Origin of the sequence: Streptomyces triticagri (assembly GCF_003429565.1) — a bacterium.
Taxonomy (GTDB): Bacteria; Actinomycetota; Actinomycetes; order Streptomycetales; family Streptomycetaceae; genus Streptomyces; species Streptomyces triticagri.
This window is the reverse complement of record NZ_QUAK01000234.1, coordinates 33,931-55,473: the sequence shown is the minus strand read 5'-3', so window position 1 is coordinate 55,473 and position 21,543 is coordinate 33,931. Positions and strand designations below refer to the sequence as shown.

General features: G+C 71.2%; 21 protein-coding genes. 5 read left to right on the top strand and 16 right to left on the bottom strand.

Annotation, left to right across the window (positions count from 1 at the left end; genetic code table 11):
- Positions 1 to 3: 3 nt before the first annotated feature.
- From DY218_RS31570 to DY218_RS31545, 6 genes are all read right to left on the bottom strand, one after another.
- Positions 4 to 840, bottom strand: coding sequence for a carbohydrate ABC transporter permease (locus DY218_RS31570; protein WP_128559598.1), 837 nt, complete (start codon positions 838 to 840; stop codon positions 4 to 6).
- Positions 837 to 1,820, bottom strand: a complete 984-nt coding sequence (locus DY218_RS31565; protein ID WP_128559597.1) for a carbohydrate ABC transporter permease — start codon at positions 1,818 to 1,820, stop codon at positions 837 to 839. Before DY218_RS31565 ends, DY218_RS31570 begins: the two co-directional genes overlap by 4 nt.
- Positions 1,817 to 3,154 carry an ABC transporter substrate-binding protein gene (locus DY218_RS31560; protein ID WP_128559596.1) on the bottom strand — a complete coding sequence of 446 codons (1,338 nt, stop codon included), beginning with the start codon at positions 3,152 to 3,154 and terminating at the stop codon, positions 1,817 to 1,819. Before DY218_RS31560 ends, DY218_RS31565 begins: the two co-directional genes overlap by 4 nt.
- 88 nt (positions 3,155 to 3,242) lie before the next feature.
- On the bottom strand, positions 3,243 to 3,974 hold the full coding sequence (locus DY218_RS31555; protein WP_128559595.1) for a cupin: 732 nt from the start codon (positions 3,972 to 3,974) through the stop codon (positions 3,243 to 3,245).
- Positions 3,968 to 4,891: a DUF6807 domain-containing protein gene (locus tag DY218_RS31550; protein WP_128559594.1), complete on the bottom strand. Its 924-nt coding sequence runs from the start codon at positions 4,889 to 4,891 to the stop codon at positions 3,968 to 3,970. The genes DY218_RS31555 and DY218_RS31550 overlap by 7 nt, the downstream gene beginning before the upstream one ends.
- The gene (locus DY218_RS31545; RefSeq protein WP_128559593.1) at positions 4,888 to 6,051 is read right to left on the bottom strand and encodes a Gfo/Idh/MocA family protein; all 1,164 of its coding nucleotides are present in this window, start codon (positions 6,049 to 6,051) and stop codon (positions 4,888 to 4,890) included. Before DY218_RS31545 ends, DY218_RS31550 begins: the two co-directional genes overlap by 4 nt.
- Positions 6,052 to 6,292: 241 nt before the next feature.
- Between DY218_RS31545 and DY218_RS31540 the strand changes: the two genes are divergently transcribed.
- On the top strand, positions 6,293 to 7,336 hold the full coding sequence (locus DY218_RS31540; RefSeq protein WP_128559592.1) for a LacI family DNA-binding transcriptional regulator: 1,044 nt from the start codon (positions 6,293 to 6,295) through the stop codon (positions 7,334 to 7,336).
- A gap of 43 nt (positions 7,337 to 7,379) precedes the next feature.
- On the opposite strand, the gene DY218_RS31535 is transcribed toward DY218_RS31540, so the two are convergent.
- Both DY218_RS31535 and DY218_RS31530 read right to left on the bottom strand, forming a co-directional pair.
- Positions 7,380 to 7,715, bottom strand: coding sequence for a YnfA family protein (locus tag DY218_RS31535; protein WP_128559591.1), 336 nt, complete (start codon positions 7,713 to 7,715; stop codon positions 7,380 to 7,382).
- A 93-nt stretch (positions 7,716 to 7,808) separates the two neighbouring features.
- On the bottom strand, positions 7,809 to 8,969 hold the full coding sequence (locus DY218_RS31530; RefSeq protein ID WP_128559590.1) for a hypothetical protein: 1,161 nt from the start codon (positions 8,967 to 8,969) through the stop codon (positions 7,809 to 7,811).
- Positions 8,970 to 9,072: 103 nt separating this feature from the next.
- Between DY218_RS31530 and DY218_RS31525 the strand changes: the two genes are divergently transcribed.
- Complete coding sequence (locus tag DY218_RS31525) at positions 9,073 to 9,888, top strand: alpha/beta fold hydrolase (RefSeq protein ID WP_128559589.1); 816 nt, start codon at positions 9,073 to 9,075, stop codon at positions 9,886 to 9,888.
- An 83-nt stretch (positions 9,889 to 9,971) separates the two neighbouring features.
- On the opposite strand, the gene DY218_RS31520 is transcribed toward DY218_RS31525, so the two are convergent.
- Complete coding sequence (locus tag DY218_RS31520; RefSeq protein ID WP_128559588.1) at positions 9,972 to 10,484, bottom strand: GNAT family N-acetyltransferase; 513 nt, start codon at positions 10,482 to 10,484, stop codon at positions 9,972 to 9,974.
- 82 nt (positions 10,485 to 10,566) lie between these two features.
- On the opposite strand from DY218_RS31520, the gene DY218_RS31515 reads away from it, so the two are divergent.
- Complete coding sequence (locus tag DY218_RS31515; protein ID WP_128559587.1) at positions 10,567 to 11,070, top strand: GNAT family N-acetyltransferase; 504 nt, start codon at positions 10,567 to 10,569, stop codon at positions 11,068 to 11,070.
- A gap of 138 nt (positions 11,071 to 11,208) precedes the next feature.
- A complete protein-coding gene (locus tag DY218_RS31510) occupies positions 11,209 to 12,171 on the top strand; it encodes a LysR family transcriptional regulator (protein ID WP_128559586.1) in 963 nt (320 codons plus the stop codon).
- Positions 12,172 to 12,291: 120 nt separating this feature from the next.
- Here the strand turns inward: DY218_RS31510 and DY218_RS31505 are convergent, their stop codons facing one another.
- Genes DY218_RS31505 through DY218_RS31475 form a run of 7 tightly spaced genes read right to left on the bottom strand, consistent with a single transcriptional unit; the run spans position 12,292 to position 20,075 of the window.
- Positions 12,292 to 13,515, bottom strand: a complete 1,224-nt coding sequence (locus DY218_RS31505) for a vWA domain-containing protein (RefSeq protein ID WP_128559585.1) — start codon at positions 13,513 to 13,515, stop codon at positions 12,292 to 12,294.
- Between the two features lie 37 nt (positions 13,516 to 13,552).
- Positions 13,553 to 14,332, bottom strand: coding sequence for an SRPBCC family protein (locus DY218_RS31500; protein ID WP_128559584.1), 780 nt, complete (start codon positions 14,330 to 14,332; stop codon positions 13,553 to 13,555).
- Positions 14,333 to 14,335: 3 nt separating this feature from the next.
- Positions 14,336 to 15,229 (bottom strand): AAA family ATPase, encoded by an 894-nt coding sequence (locus DY218_RS31495; RefSeq protein ID WP_128559583.1) that lies wholly within the window; start codon positions 15,227 to 15,229, stop codon positions 14,336 to 14,338.
- A gap of 4 nt (positions 15,230 to 15,233) precedes the next feature.
- The gene (locus DY218_RS31490) at positions 15,234 to 16,181 is read right to left on the bottom strand and encodes an XdhC family protein (protein WP_128559582.1); all 948 of its coding nucleotides are present in this window, start codon (positions 16,179 to 16,181) and stop codon (positions 15,234 to 15,236) included.
- 44 nt (positions 16,182 to 16,225) lie between these two features.
- Positions 16,226 to 18,622: an aerobic carbon-monoxide dehydrogenase large subunit gene (locus DY218_RS31485; protein ID WP_128559581.1), complete on the bottom strand. Its 2,397-nt coding sequence runs from the start codon at positions 18,620 to 18,622 to the stop codon at positions 16,226 to 16,228.
- Positions 18,619 to 19,179 (bottom strand): (2Fe-2S)-binding protein, encoded by a 561-nt coding sequence (locus tag DY218_RS31480; protein ID WP_325052037.1) that lies wholly within the window; start codon positions 19,177 to 19,179, stop codon positions 18,619 to 18,621. Before DY218_RS31480 ends, DY218_RS31485 begins: the two co-directional genes overlap by 4 nt.
- Positions 19,176 to 20,075, bottom strand: coding sequence for an FAD binding domain-containing protein (locus tag DY218_RS31475; protein WP_128559580.1), 900 nt, complete (start codon positions 20,073 to 20,075; stop codon positions 19,176 to 19,178). Before DY218_RS31475 ends, DY218_RS31480 begins: the two co-directional genes overlap by 4 nt.
- A 311-nt stretch (positions 20,076 to 20,386) precedes the next feature.
- Here DY218_RS31475 and DY218_RS31470 point away from each other — a divergent pair, with 311 nt between their 5' ends.
- Positions 20,387 to 21,511 (top strand): XdhC family protein, encoded by a 1,125-nt coding sequence (locus DY218_RS31470; protein WP_128559579.1) that lies wholly within the window; start codon positions 20,387 to 20,389, stop codon positions 21,509 to 21,511.
- Positions 21,512 to 21,543 lie beyond the last annotated feature (32 nt).

Below are 21,543 nucleotides of genomic sequence, written 5' to 3'. Positions count from 1 at the left end.
GGATCAGCCCTTCAGTCCGGAGGTGGCCATGCCCTGCACCAGATAGCGCTGGAACACGAAGAAGAACAGCACGATCGGCAGCACCGAGATCACGGACATCGCGAACATCGGCCCGTACGCGGACATGCTCGAGGTGTCGACGAAGCTGCGCAGGGCGAGGGTGATGGTGAACTTCTCCGGCGCGAAGAGATAGATCATCTGTGTGAAGAAGTCGTTCCAGGTCCAGATGAAGGTGAAGATCGCCGTGGTGATCAGCGCGGGCCGGCTGAGCGGCAGCGTGATCGACCAGTAGGTGCGGAAGGGGCCGCAGCCGTCGATCCGGGCGGACTCCTCGAGCTCGCGCGGCAGCCCGCGCATGAACTGCACGATCAGGAAGACGAAGAACGCCTCGGTGGCGAGGAACTTGGGCAGGATCAGCGGCCAGTACGTGTCCACCATGCCGAGCTGGTTGAAGACGATGTACTGCGGGATCAGGACCACGTGGTGCGGCAGCATCAGGGTGGCGACCATGAAGCCGAACATCACCCCGCGCATCCGGAACCGCAGCCGGGCGAAGGCGTAGGCGGCCAGCGAGCAGGACAGCACATTGCCGATGACCGCGCCGGTCGCGATGAGGACGGTGTTGCCGAGCAGTCGGCCGACCGAGATGCCGGAGACGCCCTCGAGGGCCGTGGTGTAGTTGGACCATTCGAGCTTGCCGGGCCACAGGTCGAGGCTGGTGAGCACCTCGTCGGCCGGCTTCAGCGAGGTGGCGAGCAGCCAGGCCAGCGGGTAGAGCAGGACGAGCAGTCCCAGTGCGGCCGCGACGTGCGGGAGCCGGCGCTTGACGGCGAGGTTCATCGTCCGCCCTCCTCGTCCGCGTAGAAGACCCAGGAACGCGAGGTCCGGAACAGGATCGCGGTGATCACGGCGATGGCGATGAGCAGCATCCAGGCCATGGCCGATGCGTAGCCCATGTGCGACGCGGTGAAGCCGCGTTCGTACAGGTAGAGGGTGTAGAAGTTGGTGGAGTCGGCGGGTCCGCCGTCGCCGCCGCTGATCGCGAAGGCGGGGGTGAAGACCTGGAACGACTGGATGGTCTCCAGGACGAGATTGAAGAAGACGACGGGAGACAGCATCGGCACGGTGATCGAGACGAACTGCCGCCAGCGGCCTGCTCCGTCGAGTGCCGCGGCCTCGTAGAGGTCGGGCGAGATCTGCTGGAGTCCGGCCAGGAAGATGACCATGGGGGCGCCGAACTGCCACACCGTCAGCAGGACCACGGCGAACACCGCAAGATCCGTGTTGCCGACCCAGCCGCCGGTATCGATGCCGATCCACCCCAGCGCCTCGGGCACCGAACCGCCGTCGTTGAACAGGGCCTTCCACACCAGTGCGATGGACATGCTCGCGCCGAGCAGTGAGGGGGCGTAGAAGGCGGAGCGATAGAAGGACCGGCCCCGGCCGAGGTTCTTCAGGAGCATCGCCACGCCGAGTGCGAAGGCGAGCTTGAGGGGTACGGCGACGACGACGTACAGGAGTGTGGTGCCGACCGAGCGCCAGTAGCGCGGGTCCTCGGTGAACATCTCCGTGTAGTTGCGCAGGCCGACCCACTCGGGCGGGTCGAAGAGGTTGTAGTCGGTGAAGGACAGATACAGGGACACCGCCATGGGCGCGAGGGTCAGTACGCCCGCGCCGATCATCCAGGGCGACAGGAACACATAGGCGGGCCACTGCTTGTCGCGTACGGTGCGGCGGCGGCCGGTGCGCTGCGGGGCACCGCCCTCCGGAGCGCTGTCGGGGTCGGTGGACGCGGGCGACCTGGTGGAGACCGTGCTCATGACCTCAGCTCCCGTTCTGCCTCGTCGATGAATTCCCGTGCGGCGTCCCGCGGCGAGGCCAGGTCGTACGCGATCCGCTGGTACTGGCGCTTGAAGGCGATCTGGATCGCGACGTCGCCGCGCGGCGGGGCGGCCGGGGGTGCGTCCAGGCCGTACTTCTCCATGTCCTGGGCGTAGCGGTAGATCTGCAGCTCGGAGCCCTCGAGGGTCTTGGCGACGCGCCGTGCGGTGGCCTTGTTGGGCGGGGTGGACCGGGTGAAGCCGAGGATGGCGCCGGCCCGCGGGTCGTTGGTCAGGAAGTCCGCCAGCTGGACGGCCTCCTCGGGGTGCCGGGTGTTCGCCCCGATGCCCAGGAGCATGGAGGGCTTGAAGTAGGAGCCCTGCCGGCCGTCGGTGGTGGGACACGGGCAGAAGCGGACCTGGTCGCCCAGCAGGTCGGTGTAGCCGGGGAACGGTGCGTCCCAGGTGTAGTCGGAGGCGGCGAGACCACGGCCCATCGGACTGGTCTCGATGCTGACGGCCTGCACGGTGTCCTTGGGCTCGGCGGTGGCGCCGCTCCTGCGCAGGTCGTCGCAGAGCGTCCAGAACTCGGTGAGGTCGTCCTCGCTGAAGCCGAGCCGGGTCTGGCTCGCGTAGAGCTTTCCGCCGCGGCTGCGCAGCCAGGTCTCGAAGACGTCCTCGTTGACCCCGCCGTCGTTGGCGCCCGTGACGGGGCGGCCGTCCGGTGACTTCAGGCCGAGTGCGGCGATACGGCGATTGGCCTCCGCCCACTCCTGCCAGGTCCAGTCGGGGCGCGGGGTGCGGAGGCCGGCCTTCTTGAACATCTTGGTGTCGTAGGCGAATCCGGTGATGCCGCGGCCCATCGGCAGCGCGTACTGCTTGCCGCCGAAGGTGCCGGTGCGCAGCAGGTCGGTGTCGATGTCGGCGGTGCGGATGCGCTTGTCCCGTACGGCGGAGTCGAGCGGCAGCAGGGCGCCGCCGCCCGCGTACTGGGAGATCTGGCGGTAGTCGAGCTGGGCCAGATCGGGGATGCCGCCGCCCGCGGCCTGGGTGGCGAGCTTCTGCATGTACGAGCCGAAGTCCGAGTTGGAGGCCTGGACGGTGACGCCCGGGTGCTCCTTCTCGAAGAGACGCAGGGCCCGCTGGGTGCGTTCGGCCCGGTCGTCGTTCCCCCACCAGGCGATGGTGAGGGTGACGCCGCGGGACTCGCCGCCGCTCGCGCTCGAACACGCGGTGAGTGACGCCGCCAGCGCGGTGCCGAGACCGGCGCCGGCCGCGGCCAGTACGGACCGCCGGCTCGGGTGCCGGCGCCGGCCGATGGGGGGCTCGGGCATGAGGGCCTTCCGGGGGCTGGGTGGTGGGTGTGCGGAGGGTGCGGGTCGTCGGCCGGCGATGGCTGGGTGCAGGCGTGCTGACGTGTCGTCAGATGCCCTGGTACACGTCCAGGCGGCCGCACATGCCGAAGCGTCCGCGTGCCGTGGGGCCGGTCGAGGCGACGGCCGCCTCGGTGAGGTGGTGTCCGTCCTGCTCACGCAGTGCGGTGAGTTGGGCGGCGGTCGCTGTCGCGGCGGTGTGTGCGCCGTCCTGCCAGCGCCCGGTCCAGTCGTCCAGCTGGGGTCGTACGAGAGCGACCGCCGCGCGCTGGAACTCGGCGAGTGGCCCGGGGTCGCCCGCCTCGGTCGCCGCGCGCAGTTCGAGGAAGCGTCGGGTCGCCACGTCCCGCCGGGCGCGGGCGACTTCGGCCTGCCGCTCCTCGCCGGCGCCGGGCGGGATCCGTACTGCCTCGGCGTAGGTGGCGCGGTCGGTGAGCAGCTGCGGCGGGAGGGTCAGTACGGCGTCGCCGGCCTCGGGCAGTCCGCTGTTCTCCATCACGACGACGATCTCCAGGCCGCCCTCGTCGACGAGTCGGTGGATGGTGCCGGGGGTGAACCAGGCGACGGTGCCCGGTTCCAGCGGCGTCTCCCGGAATCCGGAGGTGGTGAGCGTCTGTACGGCGCCGCGGCCGCCGGTGACCACATAGCCCTCGGTGCAGGCGAGGTGCAGATGCGGCGTGCCGCCGCCCGGGTGTCCGTCGACCGTGGGCCAGTCGTACACACGCAGCCTCGACACCCCGACGGCCGCGGGGAATCCCTCGTACGCCGTCGTGCTCACCATGGGCGCTCCTTGAGGTGCGCGGTGATCCGCTCCCGGTCCCAGTCGCCGTCGGCGATGTGGACGCGGTAGCCGCGGGTGAGGGTCGCGCCGGGTTCGAGCAGCAGCTCGTCGTGGAAGGCCCAGGAGGGTGCGACAGCGGCGAACGGGTCGCTGCGCACGAACCAGTGCGCCGGGTGCGTCCCCCGCTCCCCCGTGTGGTCGTTGGCGGGTGCGTGCTCGAAGACGACGGTGGCGTGGCCGTCCCGTCCGTCGTGCTCGCCGGTGTACGCGAGCCAGGGTGCCTGGCCGCCCATCACCTCCTCGCCCTCGGCGTCTGCGGTGAGCACCCGGCCGTCGCGGAAGGCGCGCGGGCCGCGCCAGAAGAGGCCGGTGTAGCCGGCCGCCGGGCGACCGTGGGTGGTGGGGCTGCCGAAACGCAGGGGTTCGGTACGGCGGTTGGTGATCGAGGAGGTCCAGCCGAGGGTCCAGCTGCCGGCCTCCGGGTCGACGTCGCACACCTCGACGCGGCGCTCCTCGTCGGCCCACAGCTCGCCGTCGTGCGGATGCCAGGTCAGGCGCTCGGCGATCACCGCGCGGTCGCCCGATGCGGACACCTCGTCGAAGGCCGCATGGGCCATCGAGCCGACCCGTTCGGGCAGTTCGAGGTAGCCCTCGCCGTGCACATAGGTGTTGCCGCCCCAGAGGTTCTGGCCCGAGAGGTGGGAGGCGGTGAGCTGCAGGCCCTTGTGCCAGCGGTGGTCGTTCGGCCGGTAGTCGGTGACCGTGGCGCCGGACAGGGTGCGCAGTGGGTGCAGATACGGCTTGGGTGCTTCCCAGGCGGCCTCGGGACGGTAGACGTAGGCGAACAGCTCGGCGCCGGACGCCTCGTGGGCCACGGTGATCCGGTCGCCGTGGGCGTGGGTCAGCGAGAGCGTCATGCGTGCTCCTCCTTGCCGGGGGTGGCGGGCGTGCCGAGGCCGGCGGGCGCCCAGTCGGGGGCTCCGCCGTGCAGTTCGGTGTAGTAGGGGTCGCCGGGGCCGATCTCGCCCGCACGTACGGGGGTGTCGGTGAAGGCGGACTTGTAGAGGGCGGTGATGAATTCGAGCGTGCGCCGGCCGCCCGGTCCGCTGGTGGGGTGGCGCCGGCCGGCCGTGATGTCGTCGACGAGCGAACGCAGCTGGGCGAGGTGTGAACTGGGCTCGTCCGTACCGAAGTTGCTCCACTCCTCGACGGCCTCCGCGGGCACGCCGGGTGCCGGCGTGATGCGCCAGTCCGCGTTGCGGTAGCCGTACAGGTGGGTCAGTTCGACGGTCGCGCGCTCGCAGTCGATGCGGATCCGGCTGACCTCGTCGGGGCTGAGGACGCTGTTGACGACGGTGGCGACGGCGCCGCTCGCGAAGCGGACCTGCGCGGTGGACACGTCCTCGGTCTCCACGTCGTGCACGAGGCGGGCGGCCATGCCGCGCACCTCGCTCCACTCCCCCATCAGGTCCAGGAGCAGATCGGTCTGGTGGATGCCGTGGCCCATGGCCGGGCCGCCGCCCTCGGTGGCCCAGCGTCCGCGCCAGGGCACGGCGTAGTAGGCCTGGTCGCGGTACCAGGTGGTCTGGCAGTGGGCCACCAGGGGCCGGCCGAAGGCGCCCTCCTGCAGCAGCCTGCGTACGTGCCGGGCGCCGGATCCGAAGCGGTGCTGGAAGACGATGGAGGCGTACGGCCCCGCGTCGTCGCCCTTCTCCTCGGCCGTGACGGCATCGTGGTCGGCGAGCGACGGGCTCGGCGGCTTCTCGCACCAGACCCAGGCGCCGGCCCGCAGCGCGGCGACCGACTGCTCCCGGTGCACGGCGGGCGGGGTGCACAACACCACGAGGTCCGGGCGCAGTTGGTCGAGCATGCCGTCCAGATCGGTGCCCGCGTACGGGATGCCGGCCGAATCGGCGAAGGCGCGTGCGGCATCCGCGTCGACATCGACCGCGGCGACGATCTCCACCCGGCCCTCGCCCGCCAGCTCCTGGAGTGCGGGCAGATGGCTGGAGCGGGCGATTCCTCCCGTGCCGACCACGGCGGTGCGCAGCGGGGCGCTCGAAGGATGCGGAGACATGCGGACCCTTTCGTGAGACGAACGGCCCCGAGCACTGAGAAAGCGCTTCCTATGCGGCCGGTTCCAACGTTGTAACCGGCGTGAGTCCGTAGGGTCAACCCTTTGCGACGATCGAGATGATCCGGAGTTCGGAGCACCGGAATCCGGCGCAGGATCGCCCCTGGATCCGGCGCGGGATCGCCCCTGGCTTCCAAGGCGGATCCGTGCATAATCAGGGGAAACGCAGGAGGGGAGCAGGTCGGTGGCGGCAGTGACACTCAAGGACGTGGCGGAGCGCGCGGGGGTGTCGATCAAGACCGTGTCCAACGTTGTACGCGACGCCCCGCGGGTCTCCGATGCCACCCGTGAGCATGTGATGCGTGCCGTGCGCGAGCTCGGCTACCGGCCGAACGCCTCGGCGCGCCGCCTGCGCACCGGCCGCAGCGGCCTGATCGCACTCGCCGTCCCGGACCTGGCCACGCCGTACTTCGCCGAACTCGCCCAGCACGTACGGGCACAGGCGGCAAAGCTCGGCCTCACCGTGCTCATCGAGGAGACCCTGGGCGACGCGAAGGAGGAACTGCGCCTGGCGACCGGCGTCGGCGCGGCGCTCCTGGACGGTGTCATCCTCTCGCCGCTGCATGCCTCCCTGGACCAACTCGCCCCAGTGGCAAGCGAGTTCCCGCTCGTACTGCTCGGCGAGCGCAACTACGAGCGGGACCGGCTGACCGCCGACCACGTCCTGATCGACAATGTCGCGGCGGCCCGCGAGGCGACCGCGCATCTGGCCGGCCTCGGCCGCACCCGGATCGCCGCGATCGGCGTGGACCGCAAGGCGTCCGCGACCAGCAGACAGCGCCTGGAGGGCTTCCAACTGGCCCTGCACACGGCCGGGCTGACCTACGACCCGCGCCTGGCGCCCACGGTGCAGGACTTCGACCGCCACAACGGCCTGCTCGCGATGCGCACCCTCGCCCGACTCCCCGCCGGCGTACGCCCGGACGCGGTGTTCTGCTTCAGCGACATGCTGGCGGTCGGTGCACTGCGCGCGCTGCACGAGGCGGGCCTGAGCGTCCCCGGGGATGTCGCGGTGGCCGGGATCGACGGCTCCGACGAGGCGCTGTACAGCACGCCCTCGCTGACATCGGTGGTCCCCGACCGGGCAGCGATCGCCTCGCTCGCGGTCAAGTGCCTGGCCACCCGCATCCGTTCGGAGGAGGATCCGGCGCCCTTCGAGGTGCACACGGCCCCGCACTGGCTGGAGACCCGGGAGTCGACCGTGGGCGGCCGGCTGGCGCTGCCGTAGGACTCGCCTGCGACTCCCACCGGCAATTCCCGTCTCCGGCAGGTCAGTTGCCGCGCGGCGCGTACATGATGACGGCCATCCCGAGCAGGCACACCAGGGCACCGATGACGTCGTAGCGGTCCGGCCGGTAGCCGTCGGCGACCATGCCCCAGGCGATCGAACCGGCGACGAAGACGCCCCCGTACGCGGCGAGGATCCGTCCGAAGTTGTCGTCGCTCTGCAGCGTGGCGACCACGCCGTACAGGCCGAGTGCGATCACGCCCGCCCCGATCCAAATCCACCCCTTGTGCTCCCGGATGCCCTGCCACACCAGCCAGGCGCCCCCGATCTCGAACAACGCGGCCACGACGAACAGGGCGACGGAGCGGGTGACGAGCACGGTGATGGTCCTTGTCGGGCGGGACGGGCCTGCGGATGCGGAGCGGGCCTGCGGATGAGGAGCGAGTGCGGCCGAACGGCCGGGCGGAGGAGGCTACTTGCCGTTCGACCCTCGGAAGCGGCCGAAAGCTTTCGTCAGTGCGCTGCGCGGCGATCCCGGCGCTCCGTCCGGCCGCGCCGGCGCCGGCAGGTGCGGCACCGCGCCGCTCCCGCCGGTCGCCTCGGCGAGTGCGGCGTGCGCCGCCTCGGCCGCTTCCCGATAGCGGTCGCGGGACCGGGTCATCTCCTCGAGCGCCTCGGCGTACCGGACGGCCATGCCCTGGGCGTGGGCCAGCTCCTCCTCCGCGGTGAGCAGGTGCCAGCTTTGGCGCAGCCGGTTCAGGGCCTGTTCGGCCTCGGGCGGCAGGGGTCGCGGGAGCATCGCGAACTCCCTGATCCTGTCGAGCAGTTGGGTCGGCTGCGTGCCGTCGAGGAAGACGTTCTGCACCGTGCAGCGCGCTGCGTCGTACCCGGCCACCGGTGGTGTCGAGGGCAGGATGACCGCGCCGCCGCGCGGCATCCGCACATCGAGCTCCCGCTTCATGGCGAAGTCCGCGATGCGGGCCTGGTCGGGCGTGGCCCGGTGCTCGACGATCCGGTGGCGCAGGCTCGGCGGCAGGAAGGCCGCGACCGGCCGCTGTCCGAGCGCGTCCGGTGTCATCGCCTCGTGCACGACGATGTGGATGTACCAGCTCTGGCGGGTGCAGTCGCGCAGCAGGCGGCGCACCGCGTCGTCGTCCTTCGGCAGATGGTTCGTCGTCCGCAGGCGCAGTCCGGCCACCAGGTCCTGGTCCCAGGCCACCCGGTCGCTGTCCGGCCAGAACATGGTCGCGGGCGAGGCCCACCGTACGTCCCAGGGCTGCTCGGCCTCGGCGGCGAGCACCCAGGTGACTCCGTCGCTCTCCTTGCGGCGCAACGGGGCGTCGTACGTGGTCAGCTGGGCACGCACGGTGATGTGCTCGACGGGGCGCCAGCGTGCCTCGAAGAGCCGCCGGGCGGACGGGCCGGGGTCCGCGGACGCGTCCCGCGGGTGCAGGACCGTGGATCGGGCGGCCTCGGCCGGATCGAGTTCCAGGAAGTCGTCGAGCACCCCTGCCGCCTTGAGTGCGATCAGGTTGCGCCTGATGTCCAGCTCGGGCTCGGGCCCTGAATGGCGCCCGTTGCCCAGCCACACGGTGTCGGGGACGGTGGTCGAGGGGCTGCTGTTCTTGGCCATGGGATCTTCTGTGAAGGGTCGGGGTCCCGACCAGTATCGCGGACATGGCCTCCGCCACGAAACGCCTGCACTTACGGCGGGCCGCGTGGTTAGGGTGCGTGACATGAACGCCATACCGCTGCGCGGCGCCACGCTCCACTACGACGATCACGGCCCGTCGGGCGGCACGCCCGTCCTGCTGATCCACGGGCACCCTTTCAACAGCACCTTGTGGGCGCCCCAGGCCGAGGCCCTGAGCGCGGCCGGGTATCGGGTCGTCACCCCCGATCTGCGCGGCTACGGGCGCAGCAGCGTCACGCCGGGGAAGGTGCTCCTCGCCGACTTCGCCGACGATCTCGCCGCGCTCCTCGATCATCTGGACATCCCCGGGGCGGTGATCGGCGGCGTCTCGATGGGCGGACAGATCGCCATGGAGGTCCAGCTCCGGCATCCGCACCGCGTGCTCGCCCTCGTACTGTCCGACACCTCCGCCCCGGCGGAGACCGAGCAGGGCAAGCAGGTCCGCAACCGACTCGCCGACCGGCTGCTCGCCGAGGGCATGGGCGGCTACGCGGACGAGGTGATCGACAAGATGCTCGCTGCGTACAACGTGTCCGCGATGCCTCATGTCGCCGCGCGGGTGCAGGAGATGATGCGTGCGACGGATCCCCGGGGCGCGGCCGCGGCGCTGCGCGGGCGGGCCGAACGGCCCGACCACCGCGACACCCTGGCAGCGGTCCGCAAGCCCGTGCTTGTCGTCGTCGGTGCGGACGACGCCTATACGCCGGTCGCCGACGCCGAGGAGATCCGCCGCCTGGTCCCCTCCGCGGTGCTGTCCGTGATCGAGCAGGCCGGTCATCTGCCGGGCGCCGAGCAGCCGGAGCGCTTCAACGCCGTCCTGCTCGACTTCCTGGCCACCGCGGCCGTCGGCCCGCGCTGAGCGGCTATCGGCGTCCGGCGGCCGGCGCCGGACGCCGGTTCCGGGTGGCGAGGGAAGGGTGGCGGGGATCGGACGGCCGCGTCTCAGGCGTCGGCGTCGCCGACCGCGGGCGGCAGTGCCATCCAGTCCTGCCAGGTGATGTCACGGCCGATGCAACGAGGCTGTGTGAACGGCCAGTCGGCGGCGATCCACCGCGGCACCAGGGCGTCGAGCGCCTGCTCCGTGTCGCTGCCGACCAGCTCGTCCACCACCCACCAGGCGACCTCGCCGTCGGCTCCGGCGCGCTCGGGCGGGTCCACGTAGACACAGCCGAGGAGCGCCGTCTCGTCCTCGTCCAGGAGCGCGTAGTTGAACGACTGGTGCGCGGCCATCTCCTTCTCGTGCCGGAGCAGGTCGGCGCGGTCCTGCTCGAGGGTCATCGACTCGCTCGGCCAGGACCAGGCCGGGCCGAAGATCTCCCACAGCCGGTCACGGGAGTTCATCACCGCCGGGTGGTCGATCGCCGCGTCCGCCTCCCGGATCGGCCGCAGATGCAGGGTGGTCCCGGGCACGGGTACATGGACGGGATGGACGAAGTCGGCAGGGAGCCAGGTCATGGGCTCACGCTAGGCCTGCCCGCGCTGCGTCGCACATCAATTGAGGTGCCGGCCGGTGGGCTACGGGATAGCGTCACGGCTCATGACCCCCGTGCTGCACACCGAGCGGCTGCTCCTGGAGCCGTACGTCCGTGCGGACGAGGAGGACTTCGTCGCGCTCTTCCAGGACACCAGGGTGTCGCGCTGGATGGGCGACGGCCCGGACACCGAGGCAGCGGACCGGGCCCTGTTCGGGCGGATCTTCTCCAAGGTGTACGCGGAGTCCCTCTTCGACGTCTGGGCGGTTCGCCACGAGGGGCGTCTGGTCGGGCACGCCGAGATCAAGTGGACCGCCGAGGTCGAAGGCCACGAGATCATCTACGCCCTCGCGCCCGAGGTGTGGGGATCGGGCCTCGGGACGGAACTGGCGCAGAAACTGGTCGAGTACGGATTCGCCACCCTCGGCCTCACCGCCGTGCACGCCACGGTGGCCGCACCCAACGCGGCATCTCTCGCCGTGCTGACCCGGATCGGCTTCGAGCACGTCCGGGACGTCGAGGAGGACGACGGCAGCACCACGCACGTACTGACCCGCAGCCGCAGCTGAGCGAGGTCACCGACCGGGCGGGACCTCACCGGGCACCGCGGTTCGGCCGGAGGCGTGGCCCGGGGAACGGCCTGTGCGCTAACTTGAGACGCAGGTCACATATGGAGTGAGGTCCGTGGTGCACACGGGAGGTTCTGGTTGACCCCGGCACAACTTCGGGCATTCGCGGCGACCGTCCGCCTCGGCTCGGTCAAGGCGGCAGCCGCTGACCTGGGCGTCACCGAGGCCGCCGTCTCGTTGCACATCGCCCATCTGCGCAAGGAACTCGGCGACAAGCTCTTCACGCGCACCGCCCACGGCCTCGCCTTCACACCGGGCGGGCTGCGGCTCGCCAGCCGGGCGGCCGAGATGCTCGGGCTCCAGGACCAGACCGTGCTCGAAGTGCAGATGGCCGGGTCCGGGCGGCGGCTGCTGCGGGTCGCGGCGTCGAGCCTGTTCGCGGAGTACGCGGCGCCGGGCCTGATCGAGTTGTTCGCCGGGCGCGCCCATGACCTGGACGTCGAGCTCAGTGTGCACAATCCGCAGCGCTTCCCCGCGCTGTTGACGGAGCGGGCGGTCGACGTCGCGCTCGGGCCCCGGCCGGCCACCGTGGACGACTCGATGAGTTGTACGCACTTCCTGAACTACCAGATGATCGCCGTCGTCGGGGCCGGTCATCCGCTGGCCGCGCGGCAGGGCGCCGTCGGAGTCGCGGAGCTGCGCGAACAGGCGTGGCTGCTCGGGCCTTCGGCGGTGGGACGGGCGGGGATCGTGCCCTCGGTGCTGCGGCGTCTTGCCGTCCCCGAGCACCATCAGCGGATCTTTCAGAGCCATGCGGCCGCTGTCGACGAGGCGAAGCACGGCAAGGGGGTGGTCCTGGCGGTCACGTTCGCCGTCACGAAGGATCTGGCGGGTGGGGACCTGTGTCAGCTCAGCGGGCCGCATCTGCCCGCTCGGGGGTCGTGGAATCTGCTCGCGCTCGGGGACCGGGAGTCGCCGCCGGTCGCAGCGGAGCTGCGGAGGTTTGTCACGACGCCTCGGGCCACTCAGGCGATGCTTCGCGGAACGGGGGTTACGGCTGGGCGTTTTCGGCCCGCTATTCATGTGACGCTTTGGAGTTGACCTCCGGTCCCCGGGGATGGGGGTGGGGGTGGGGGTGGGATTCCCCAAACCCGCCCCTTCCCGGAACTCCTGCCGGAGGGGCCTCCTCAAACGCCGGAGGGGCTTGTTTGTAAGGCCTCCTCAAACGCCGGAGGGGCTGTTACGGAGCGCCGCCAGGCGCGGGCCCAGGTCTACGAGGTCGTTGAACGTTGTCGCGGGGAGGAGGACGTCGATGTGGGGCAGGGCCGCGGCCATGGTTGTGGTGCGGGGGACGTAACCGGGGGTGCCGGCGCGGGGGTTGAGCCAGGTGATCAGGTGGGCTCGGCGGTGCAGGCGGGCCATCGCCGCTGCCAGGCGCTCCGGTGGGTCGCCGTCCCAGCCGTCGGAGGCGATGAGCACGACCGCGCCGCGTACCGCGCCTCCGTGGTGCGAGGCGAGCAGCGTCTCCAGGCAGTACGCGATCCTCGTACCGCCGAAGCGGTCCGTGACCCGCTCCGAGGCCTCCTCGAACGCGGTCTGCGCCGAGCGGTGCGCGAGTACGTGGGTCAGGCGCGTCAGCGAGGTGGCGAAGGCGAACGTCTCCGCTCGCGTCGCCCGCGCGAGCGCACGCATCAGATGCAGGTACGGCACCGCCTGGGCCTGCATCGAGCGGCTGACGTCGCACAGCACCACCACTCGTCGTGGCCGGCGCACGGGTGCCGTGCGCACGAGGCGGACCGGTTCCCAGCCGGTGCGCCGGGACCGTGCCACGGTCTCCCTGATCGCCACCCGGGAACCGCCCGGGCGTACCGCGTACCGGCGTGAGCGCTGGGTCGGCCACTCCCCCAGTGCGGCCTCGAGGTACTGGCCGAGCAGATCGCTCTCCCGTTCGTCGAGTTGCTCGAACGGTGTGTCCACCGCGCCCGCGAGGTCGGAGGGCAGCCGCTGCGGGACGGTCAGGACGTGGTCCTCGCTGTGCTCGGCCGCGCCGACGGTGGGTGCCAGTGTTGCCCAGGGCAGTCCGGTCCCGCCGATCGGATCGCCGGCGGCGTCGGTGAGCAGGGGTGCCGCGGGCCCGCCGCGGGGCGGCACGGCACCGAGGCCGTCGCGGCGGGCGTGCGGATCGACCGCGAGCAGGGCGTCACCGAACACCGCGGCGAAGACCTCGTCGAAGCGGTTCAGGTACGGCCTGTCCCGGACGAGGGTGATGCGGGCCGTCCAGTACAGCGCCGTGCGCGTGGACGGCCGGGCGACGGTCAGCGCGGCCACCAGGTCCTGGGTGGCCGTCAGGCCCACCGGCACACCGCCGTGCCGGAGTCGGTCCGCCAGGGCCGCGGCGAACGCAGCCCGGTCCACGGCGGGCAGGAAGGGGTCCGTCCCGTTCATGGCGTCTCCATGGCGTCCTTCTGGCGTCGGCTCCGGTTCAGCGCACCAGGAGGTAGATCACCACGCCGACGACGACGGCGGCCACGGCGACCGGGATCAGCCGCTTGTAGACGGACTTGCCGGCGAGGCGCATCAGGTCGAGGGCCTCGGGTCCGTCCTCCGGCTCCGACTTCTTCTCCGACTGCTTCTCCGGCTCCTGCTCCTGCCCTTGCCCCTGCTCCTGGTCGTCATCGGCCTTGACCTTGGCCGTGACCGAGGCACCTGCCCGATCCACAGCGGAAGGTGAGTCAGGTGCGGACGCGGCTGCGGCAGCACGACGCCCCTCCGGCTCGGGCGACGCCTCCGGAGCCGGATTCCCCGTCTCCGCCGGTCCCGCGAGCAATTGGCTCTCCACGTTCGCCACGAACTGCGCGAACAGCTTCTCCGAGATCTCCTTGATCATGCCGCTGCCGAACTGGGCCAGCTTTCCACTGATGTTGAGATCCGTGGTCACGCTGACCTGCGTACGCTCAGGACCGTCGGGACGCAGCACCGCGTTGATCCGTGCGGACGCGTTCCCCTGCCCGCGGGTGTCCTTGCCGGCCGCGCTGATCACCGCGCTGTGGGTTTCCCGGTCGCGTTCCACGAACTGGGCCGTGCCCGCGAACTGGCTGATCACAGGCCCCACTTTGACCTTGACCTTGCCGCGGTGGACTTCGCCCTCGACGCCCGTGAGCTGTGCTCCGGGCATGCAGGGTGCGAGAGCCTCCAAGTCGGTGAGAGCCTCCCAGGCCCGCTCGACGGGTACATCGACGCGGAACTCGTTGTCGATCTTCATGGCTTACGGTCTCCTCGCTTCTTCGGGGTAGCCGAATTCTCCGAGGGCCCCGGTGATGGTGGTGCGGTCGTCGGGGCTCTTGGCGACCGCACTCAGGGTCGCGACGACGTCCTTGCGCGCCAGCTCGGACACCCGGAGGGCGGCGAGCGCGGAGACCCAGTCGATGGCCTCGGCCATGCCCGGAACCTTGTCCAGGTCGAGGGCGCGGACCTTGCCGATGAACTCCGTGGCGGACGCGATCAGGGGTGCGTTCGCGGCCGGCACCGAGCGGCGCAGGATCTCCGCCGTGCGCTCGGGAGTGGGGTGGTCGATCCAGTGGTAGAGGCATCGCCGGCGCAGTGCGTCGTGCAGTTCGCGGCTGCGGTTGGAGGTGAGGATCACCACGGGCGGGCGCCCGGCGGCGAAGGTGCCCAACTCGGGGATGGTGATGGTCCATTCGCCGAGGAACTCGAAGAGCAGCGCCTCGAACTCGTCGTCGGCCCGGTCGATCTCGTCGATCAGGAGCACCGGCGGCCGCGGGCCCTCGTGCCGCACGGCCCGCAGCAAGGGCCGGTCGAGAAGGTACTCGGCGGTGAACAGGTCCGCGTCCCCTGCCCGTTGTCCGAGGGCCTCGGTGCGGCGCACCGCGAGCAGCTGCCGCTGGTAGTTCCATTCGTAGAGCGCCTCGCCGGCCGTCAGTCCCTCGTAGCACTGCAGGCGGATCAGCGGGGTGTCCAGGGCCCGGGCGAGGGCTTTGGCCGCGCTCGTCTTGCCGACGCCGGGTTCGCCCTCCAGAAGCAGCGGCCGGTCGAGGGCGGTGGCCAGGTGGAGGGCGGTGGCGGTGCCCCGGTCGACGAGATGTCCGATGTCCGCGAGTCGGCGCCGTACGTCCTCGGCGTCCGTGAACAGTGCGCTCACCCCCTCAGCTCGCAAGCCCGGCCGCGTACCGGTCCCGGCAGCCGGGTCCGCAGAACCACAACTCCTCTTCCCCTACGGCCAGATGGGACGTGTCGGGCCGTACGGTCACCGTCATCCCGCACACCGGATCCACCGCCTGGACGGGCCGGTCGTCGTGCCCCACCGACGAGGGCGCGCCGACCGACCGTACGCTCTCGACGATCTCGGCCAGGATCGACAGGGCGATCTCCGCCGGGGTGCGGGCGCCGATGTCGAGCCCGGCCGGACTGTGGATCCGGACGCGCTCGGCCTCGGTGAGCCCGAGTTCGTCGAGGAGCGCGGCGCCGCGGCGGCGGCTGGCGACCAGTTCGATGTGCGGGACGCCGGCGTCCAGGGCGGCGCGCAGCGACTCGGTGTCGCCGCGGCCGTGTCCGGCCACGACGACGGCACCGGTGTGCTCGGCGGGCGGGCCCTCGGGCAGGGAGCGTGCGGTGGCGTATCCGAGTACGTCGGCGAGTGCGACACAGGCCTCGGCGATCGGGGTGCGTCCGGCGATCTCGATCAGCGGCGGCGGCAGTACCGGCTCCAGAAAGATCTCCAACGCCCCTCCGGAAAGGCAGGGGTTGACCACCACCTGGGCGCCCGGGGTGTCGGGGAAGTCCTCGTCGCCCTCCGGAAGCACCCGGAGCAGCAGCGGGCCGTCGCCGCGCAGCGCGCCGAGTGCCGCCGTGCGCACCGATTCCTCGGCGCACACCCCGCCGACGAAGCCCTCGATCCTGCCGTCGCCGTACACGATCGCCTCGTCACCCGGGTGTGCGGAGGACGGGGCCTGGGCGCGCACCACGCGGGCGTGCACGAACGGCACGCGCTGTGCCGCCAGTTCGCGCGCGTGTGTGTCCACCGTGCGCGGGTGCGTGTCCACCGTGCGCGCGTGTGTGTCCACCGTGTGGGGCGTCCCCGTCACCGCTGTCATCCCGTCACCTCCTCGGCCTCCGTCATGTGCGCACCGGTGCCCGCTCAGATCGGCGGCTCCGGCCGGCCCTGCATCGCCTCCCACACCCGCGAGGGCGTCAGGGGCATGTCCGCGTGCCGGACGCCGAAGGGGGCGAGCGCGTCGACGACGGCGTTGACGATCGCCGGGGGCGAGCCGACGGTCGCCGACTCGCCGACGCCCTTGGCGCCGATCGGATGGTGCGGTGAGGGTGTGACCGTGAACCCGGTCTCCCAGTCGGGCACTTCGAGTGCGGTGGGGATCAGGTAGTCCATCAGGGAGCCGCTGAGGCAGTTCCCGTCCTCGTCGAAGGCGATCATCTCCATCAGCGCCATGCCGACTCCGTCGGTGAGGCCGCCGTGCACCTGACCCTCGATGATCATCGGGTTGATGCGGGTGCCGCAGTCGTCGACGGCCACGAAGCGCCGTACGGTCACCTTCGCGGTGCCCGGGTCGATGTCGACGACGCAGATGTAGGCGCCGTGCGGATAGGTGAGGTTCTCCGGGTTGTAGCAGATCTGCGCTTCGAGGCCGCCCTCGATCCCCTCGGGCAGATCCCCGGCGCCGTGCGCCTTCATCGCGATGTCCTGAATGGTGACCGAGGCCTCGGGGTCGCCCGCCACCCGGAAGGTGCCCTCGTCCCACTCCAGGTCGGCGACCGACACCTCGAGCATCCCGGAGGCGATCAGCCTGGCCTTGTCGCGGACCTTGCGTGCGACCAGGGCGGCCGCCGCTCCGGACACCGGCGTGGACCGGCTGCCGTAGGTGCCGAGTCCGAACGGGGTCTGATCGGTGTCGCCGTGCACGACCTCGATGTCCTGGGGCGGGATGCCGAGTTCACCGGCGACGATCTGGGCGAAGGTCGTCTCGTGGCCCTGTCCCTGGGTCTGTACGGAGAGCCGTACGACCGCCTTGCCGGTGGGGTGCACCCGCAGTTCGCAACCGTCGGCCATGCCGAGGCCGAGGATGTCCATGTCCTTGCGGGGGCCCGCGCCGACGGCCTCGGTGAAGAAGGACACACCGATGCCCATGATCTCGCCGCGGGCCCGCTTCTCGGCCTGCTCGGCGCGCAGGGCGTCGTAGCCGGCGAGGTCCTTGGCGAGCTCCATGGTCGGGGCGTAGTTGCCGGAGTCGTAGACCCAGCCGGTCTTGGTGCGGTACGGGAACTGCTCGGGCCTGATGAAGTTCTTCATCCTCAACTCGACCGGGTCCATGCCCAGTTCGTGCGCCAGACAGTCCACGATCCGTTCGACCAGGTAGACGGCCTCGGTGATGCGGAACGAGCAGGCGTAGGCGACGCCGCCCGGGGCCTTGTTGGTGTAGACGGCCGTCATCTTGCAGTAGGCCGCCTCCAGGTCGTAGCTGCCGGTGAAGACGCCGAAGAAGCCCGCCGGGTACTTCACGGGGGCGGCGACGCCGTTGAACGCGCCGTGGTCGGCGAGGACATGGGTGCGGATGGCGAGGATCTTCCCCTCGCGGGTGGCGGCGATCTCGCCGCGCATGAGGTAGTCCCGGGCGAATCCGGTGCTGATCAGGTTCTCGGCCCGGTCCTCCATCCACTTCACCGGCTTGCCGGTGAGCAGCGAGCCGACGATCGCGCAGACGTAACCCGGGTAGATCGGCACCTTGTTGCCGAAGCCTCCGCCGATGTCCGGTGACACGACCCGGATCTTGTGCTCGGGCAGTCCGGCGACGATGGCGTACAGGGTGCGGTGGGCGTGCGGGGCCTGGGTGGTGGACCAGAGGGTGAGCTTGCCGTCGACCGCGTCGAAGTCGGCGACCGCGCCACAGGTCTCCATCGGGGCCGGGTGCACCCGCGGGTAGACGATGTCCTCGGAGACGACGACGTCGGCCCGCCGGAAGACCTCCTCGCTCAAGGCCGCGTCGCCGGTCTCCCAGTCGAAGACGTGGTTGTCGTTCTTGCCCTCCAGGTCGTCGCGGATGACGGGGGCGTCGGGTGCCAGGGCGCCGCGTACGTCGATGACCGGGTCGAGCGGTTCGTACTCGACGTCGATCAGTTCGAGCGCGTCGCGTGCGGCGTAGCGGTCCTCGGCGACGACGAAGGCGACCTCCTGGCCCTGGAAGCGGACCTTGTCGGTGGCGAGCACTGCCTGGACGTCGTTGGACAGGGTCGGCATCCAGGCCAGGCCCTTCTCGGCGAGCATCGCGCCGGTCACCACCAGGCGGACCTTGGGGTGGGCCTCGGCGAGGGTGGTGTCCACGGAGGTGATGCGGGCGTGCGCGAACGGCGAGCGCAGGATCGCCAGGTGCAGCATGCCGGGCAGTTGGAGGTCGTCGACGTAGCGGCCCTTGCCGCGGACGAAGCGCGGGTCCTCCTTGCGGAGCATCCGTCCGTGCCCGTTCGGCTTGCGGTCGTTGTCGACGAACGCGGTGCGGTTGCCGTTGGGGGCGACGGTGGTCATGACGCGCTCCCCGTGGTGGTCGCTACGGGTTCTTCGCCGGCGGGTTGCTCGGCGGCAGGTGCTTCGGTGTCGGGGGCCGTGGTCCGGGTGCCGGCCTCCTCGGCGGCGGCCCAGCGGATGGAGCGGACGATGGTGGCGTAGCCGGTGCAGCGGCAGATCTGGCCGGAGATCGCCTCGCGGATCTCCTCGTCGGACGGGTCGGGGTCGGAGTCGAGCAGGGCGCGGGCGGTCATCATCATTCCGGGGGTGCAGAATCCGCACTGCAGTCCGTGGCACTCGATGAACCCGCGCTGGACCGGGTCGAGTTCGCCGTTCTGCTCCAGGCCCTCGACGGTGCGCACCTCGTGGCCGCCCGCCATGGCGGCGAGCACCGTGCAGGACTTGACGGGTTCGCCGTCGAGGCGCACCACGCAGGTGCCGCAGTTGCTGGTGTCGCAGCCCCAGTGGGTGCCGGTCAACTGGAGGTGGTCGCGCAGGAAGTGCACGAGGAGCAGCCGGCCTTCGATCTCCCGGGTGACCTCTTCGCCGTTGACGGTCATGGTGACCTGCACGGTCACACCTCCTGTCCGGTGGCCCGGGCGACGGCCCGGCGCAGTACGCGTACGGTCAGCTCGCGCGCGAGATGCCGTTTGTACTCGGCGCTGCCGCGCCGGTCGGTGACCGGGGAGCAGGACTCGGCGGCGATGTCGCCTGCGCGCGCGTAGAGCTCCTCGGTGGGGCGTTGTCCGCGCAGGGCGTCGGCGATCCCCGGGATGCCCGCGGTGTTGGGTCCGACGGCGGCGAGCCCGACGCGGGCGTCCTCGACGAGTCCGCTCTCGTCGAGCCAGACGCCCGCGCCCGCCGAGACGACCGCCCAGTCGCCGGCGCGCCGCTCCACCTTCTCGTACGCGCTGGATCCGCGGGGACGGACCGGGAAGCGGACCTCGGTGAGGATCTCGGCGTCGCCCACCGCGGTCTCGTACGGGCCCTGGTGGAACTCGTCCATCGACACCACGCGTTGACCATCCAGGCCCTGGATCACGCAGGATGCGTCGAGCGTGGTGCACACGGCCGACAGGTCCTCGGAGGGGTCCGACTGGCACAGGGAGCCGCCGAGCGTGCCGCGGTTGCGTACGACCGGGTCGGCGATCACTCGCTCGGCGTCGCGGAAGATCGGGAAGGCGGCGGCGAGTTCGTCGGACTCGAGGAGTTCGCGGTGGCGGGTCATGGCGCCGATGCGGATCCGGCCCGGCGCACCGTCGGGTCCGGGCTCGCTGCGGATGTAGCCGAGCTCGTCGTGCAGTTCGTTGATGTCGATCAGGTACTCGAAGTTGGTGAGCCTGAGTTTCATCATCGGGATGAGGCTGTGTCCGCCGGCCACCAGGCGCGCGGTGTCGCCGAGCCGGTCGAGAAGCGTGACCGCCTCGGTGACCGTGCTCACCCGTTGGTACTCGAACGGAGCGGGTACCTGCATGCCGCACTCCCCTGTCTCGCCCGGCGACCGGCCGGGCGCCTCGGGCGCCGCTGTCAGGGGATCATTGCGCCTCCGCGGGGACGGGGGTGTCAACGGCGGCTTAAGCATTCACTTAACTCACTCCGCATCGTGTCCCGCGTCCACTTAAGCGAATGCTTAAGCGGCCGTTGACATGCGAGGCGCCGGCTCCGCATGATCCGGGGACGCCGGACTGCACGGCGCCGGATCCGTCGTGTGCGGAGCACCGCCGAGGCCCTTTCGGGGGCGCTCACCGTCCGCGCGGCGGTCACTGCCGAAGGAGGCGAACCTCGATGCGGGACATCGCGGAGGGCCTCGCCTCCTGGCTCGCGGACGGGCGCCGCTTCGCGGTGGCGACCGTGGTCAGGACGTGGCGCTCGGCGCCCCGCCGGCCCGGTTCCTCGCTCGCGGTCGCCGAGGACGGCGAGGTCATCGGGAGCGTCTCGGGCGGATGCGTCGAGGGTGCGGTGTACGAGCTGGCCCGGGAGGTCCTGAAGTCGGGGGAGCCGGTCGCGGTCACGTACGGAGTGAGCGACGACGATGCGCTTGCGGTGGGCCTGACCTGCGGCGGGATCATCGAGATCCTCATACGGCCGGCGGGTGCGGGGCGCTTCCCCGGACTTGCGGGCGTGCTGGCGGCGATCGGGCGCGGGCAGCCGGTCGCGGTGGCCTCGCCGCTCCCCGCCGACGGTGGTGCGGCCGAGCCCGAGACGGCGCCCGCTCCCGGCGGTCGGCTCGTGGTCACGCCGAACGGATCCGAGGGGACGCTCGGCGATACCGGCCTGGACGCAGCCGTGGCCCAGCGGGCCCGCGGGCTGCTGGCCGGTGGCGGCACCGACGTCGTGCACCTCGGGCGGCAGGGCCAGTCACGGCTCGACGACGTCACCGTGTTCGTCGAGTCCTTCGCACCGCCGCCGCGGATGCTGGTGTTCGGGGCGATCGACTTCGCCTCGTCGGTGGCGAGGATCGGCAAGTTCCTCGGCTACCACGTCACGGTCTGCGATGCCCGCCCCGTCTTCGCCACGCGCCGGCGCTTCCCGGACGCGGACGAACTCGTCGTCGACTGGCCGCACCGGTATCTCGACTCCACCACGGTGGACGAGAACACGGTGATCTGCGTCCTCACCCATGACCCCAAGTTCGACGTGCCGTTGCTCCAGCGTGCGCTGTGTACACCCGCCCGCTATGTCGGGGCGATGGGGAGCCGCCGGACGCACGAGGACCGCTTGCGCCGGCTGCGGGAGGCCGGGGTCGCGGAGGCCGAGCTCGACCGCCTCGCCTCCCCCATCGGCCTCGACCTCGGCGCGCGTACGCCGGAGGAGACGGCCGTGGCGATCATGGCCGAGATCATCGCGCTCCGCTGGGGCGGCACGGGCCGGCGTCTCACCGAGACGACACCGTTGCCGATCCACCGCTGAGGGCCGCCCCTCCGTCGAGTACGCGGCCTCAC

Coding starts and splice junctions, on each gene's coding strand:
- DY218_RS31570 (WP_128559598.1), bottom strand. CDS start 840: ATGAACCTCGCCGTCAAGCGCCGGCTCCCGCACGTCGCGGCCGCACTG.
- DY218_RS31565 (WP_128559597.1), bottom strand. CDS start 1,820: ATGAGCACGGTCTCCACCAGGTCGCCCGCGTCCACCGACCCCGACAGC.
- DY218_RS31560 (WP_128559596.1), bottom strand. CDS start 3,154: ATGCCCGAGCCCCCCATCGGCCGGCGCCGGCACCCGAGCCGGCGGTCC.
- DY218_RS31555 (WP_128559595.1), bottom strand. CDS start 3,974: ATGGTGAGCACGACGGCGTACGAGGGATTCCCCGCGGCCGTCGGGGTG.
- DY218_RS31550 (WP_128559594.1), bottom strand. CDS start 4,891: ATGACGCTCTCGCTGACCCACGCCCACGGCGACCGGATCACCGTGGCC.
- DY218_RS31545 (WP_128559593.1), bottom strand. CDS start 6,051: ATGTCTCCGCATCCTTCGAGCGCCCCGCTGCGCACCGCCGTGGTCGGC.
- DY218_RS31530 (WP_128559590.1), bottom strand. CDS start 8,969: ATGGCCAAGAACAGCAGCCCCTCGACCACCGTCCCCGACACCGTGTGG.
- DY218_RS31525 (WP_128559589.1), top strand. CDS start 9,073: ATGAACGCCATACCGCTGCGCGGCGCCACGCTCCACTACGACGATCAC.
- DY218_RS31520 (WP_128559588.1), bottom strand. CDS start 10,484: ATGACCTGGCTCCCTGCCGACTTCGTCCATCCCGTCCATGTACCCGTG.
- DY218_RS31515 (WP_128559587.1), top strand. CDS start 10,567: ATGACCCCCGTGCTGCACACCGAGCGGCTGCTCCTGGAGCCGTACGTC.
- DY218_RS31505 (WP_128559585.1), bottom strand. CDS start 13,515: ATGAACGGGACGGACCCCTTCCTGCCCGCCGTGGACCGGGCTGCGTTC.
- DY218_RS31500 (WP_128559584.1), bottom strand. CDS start 14,332: ATGAAGATCGACAACGAGTTCCGCGTCGATGTACCCGTCGAGCGGGCC.
- DY218_RS31490 (WP_128559582.1), bottom strand. CDS start 16,181: ATGACAGCGGTGACGGGGACGCCCCACACGGTGGACACACACGCGCGC.
- DY218_RS31485 (WP_128559581.1), bottom strand. CDS start 18,622: ATGACCACCGTCGCCCCCAACGGCAACCGCACCGCGTTCGTCGACAAC.
- DY218_RS31475 (WP_128559580.1), bottom strand. CDS start 20,075: ATGCAGGTACCCGCTCCGTTCGAGTACCAACGGGTGAGCACGGTCACC.
- DY218_RS31470 (WP_128559579.1), top strand. CDS start 20,387: ATGCGGGACATCGCGGAGGGCCTCGCCTCCTGGCTCGCGGACGGGCGC.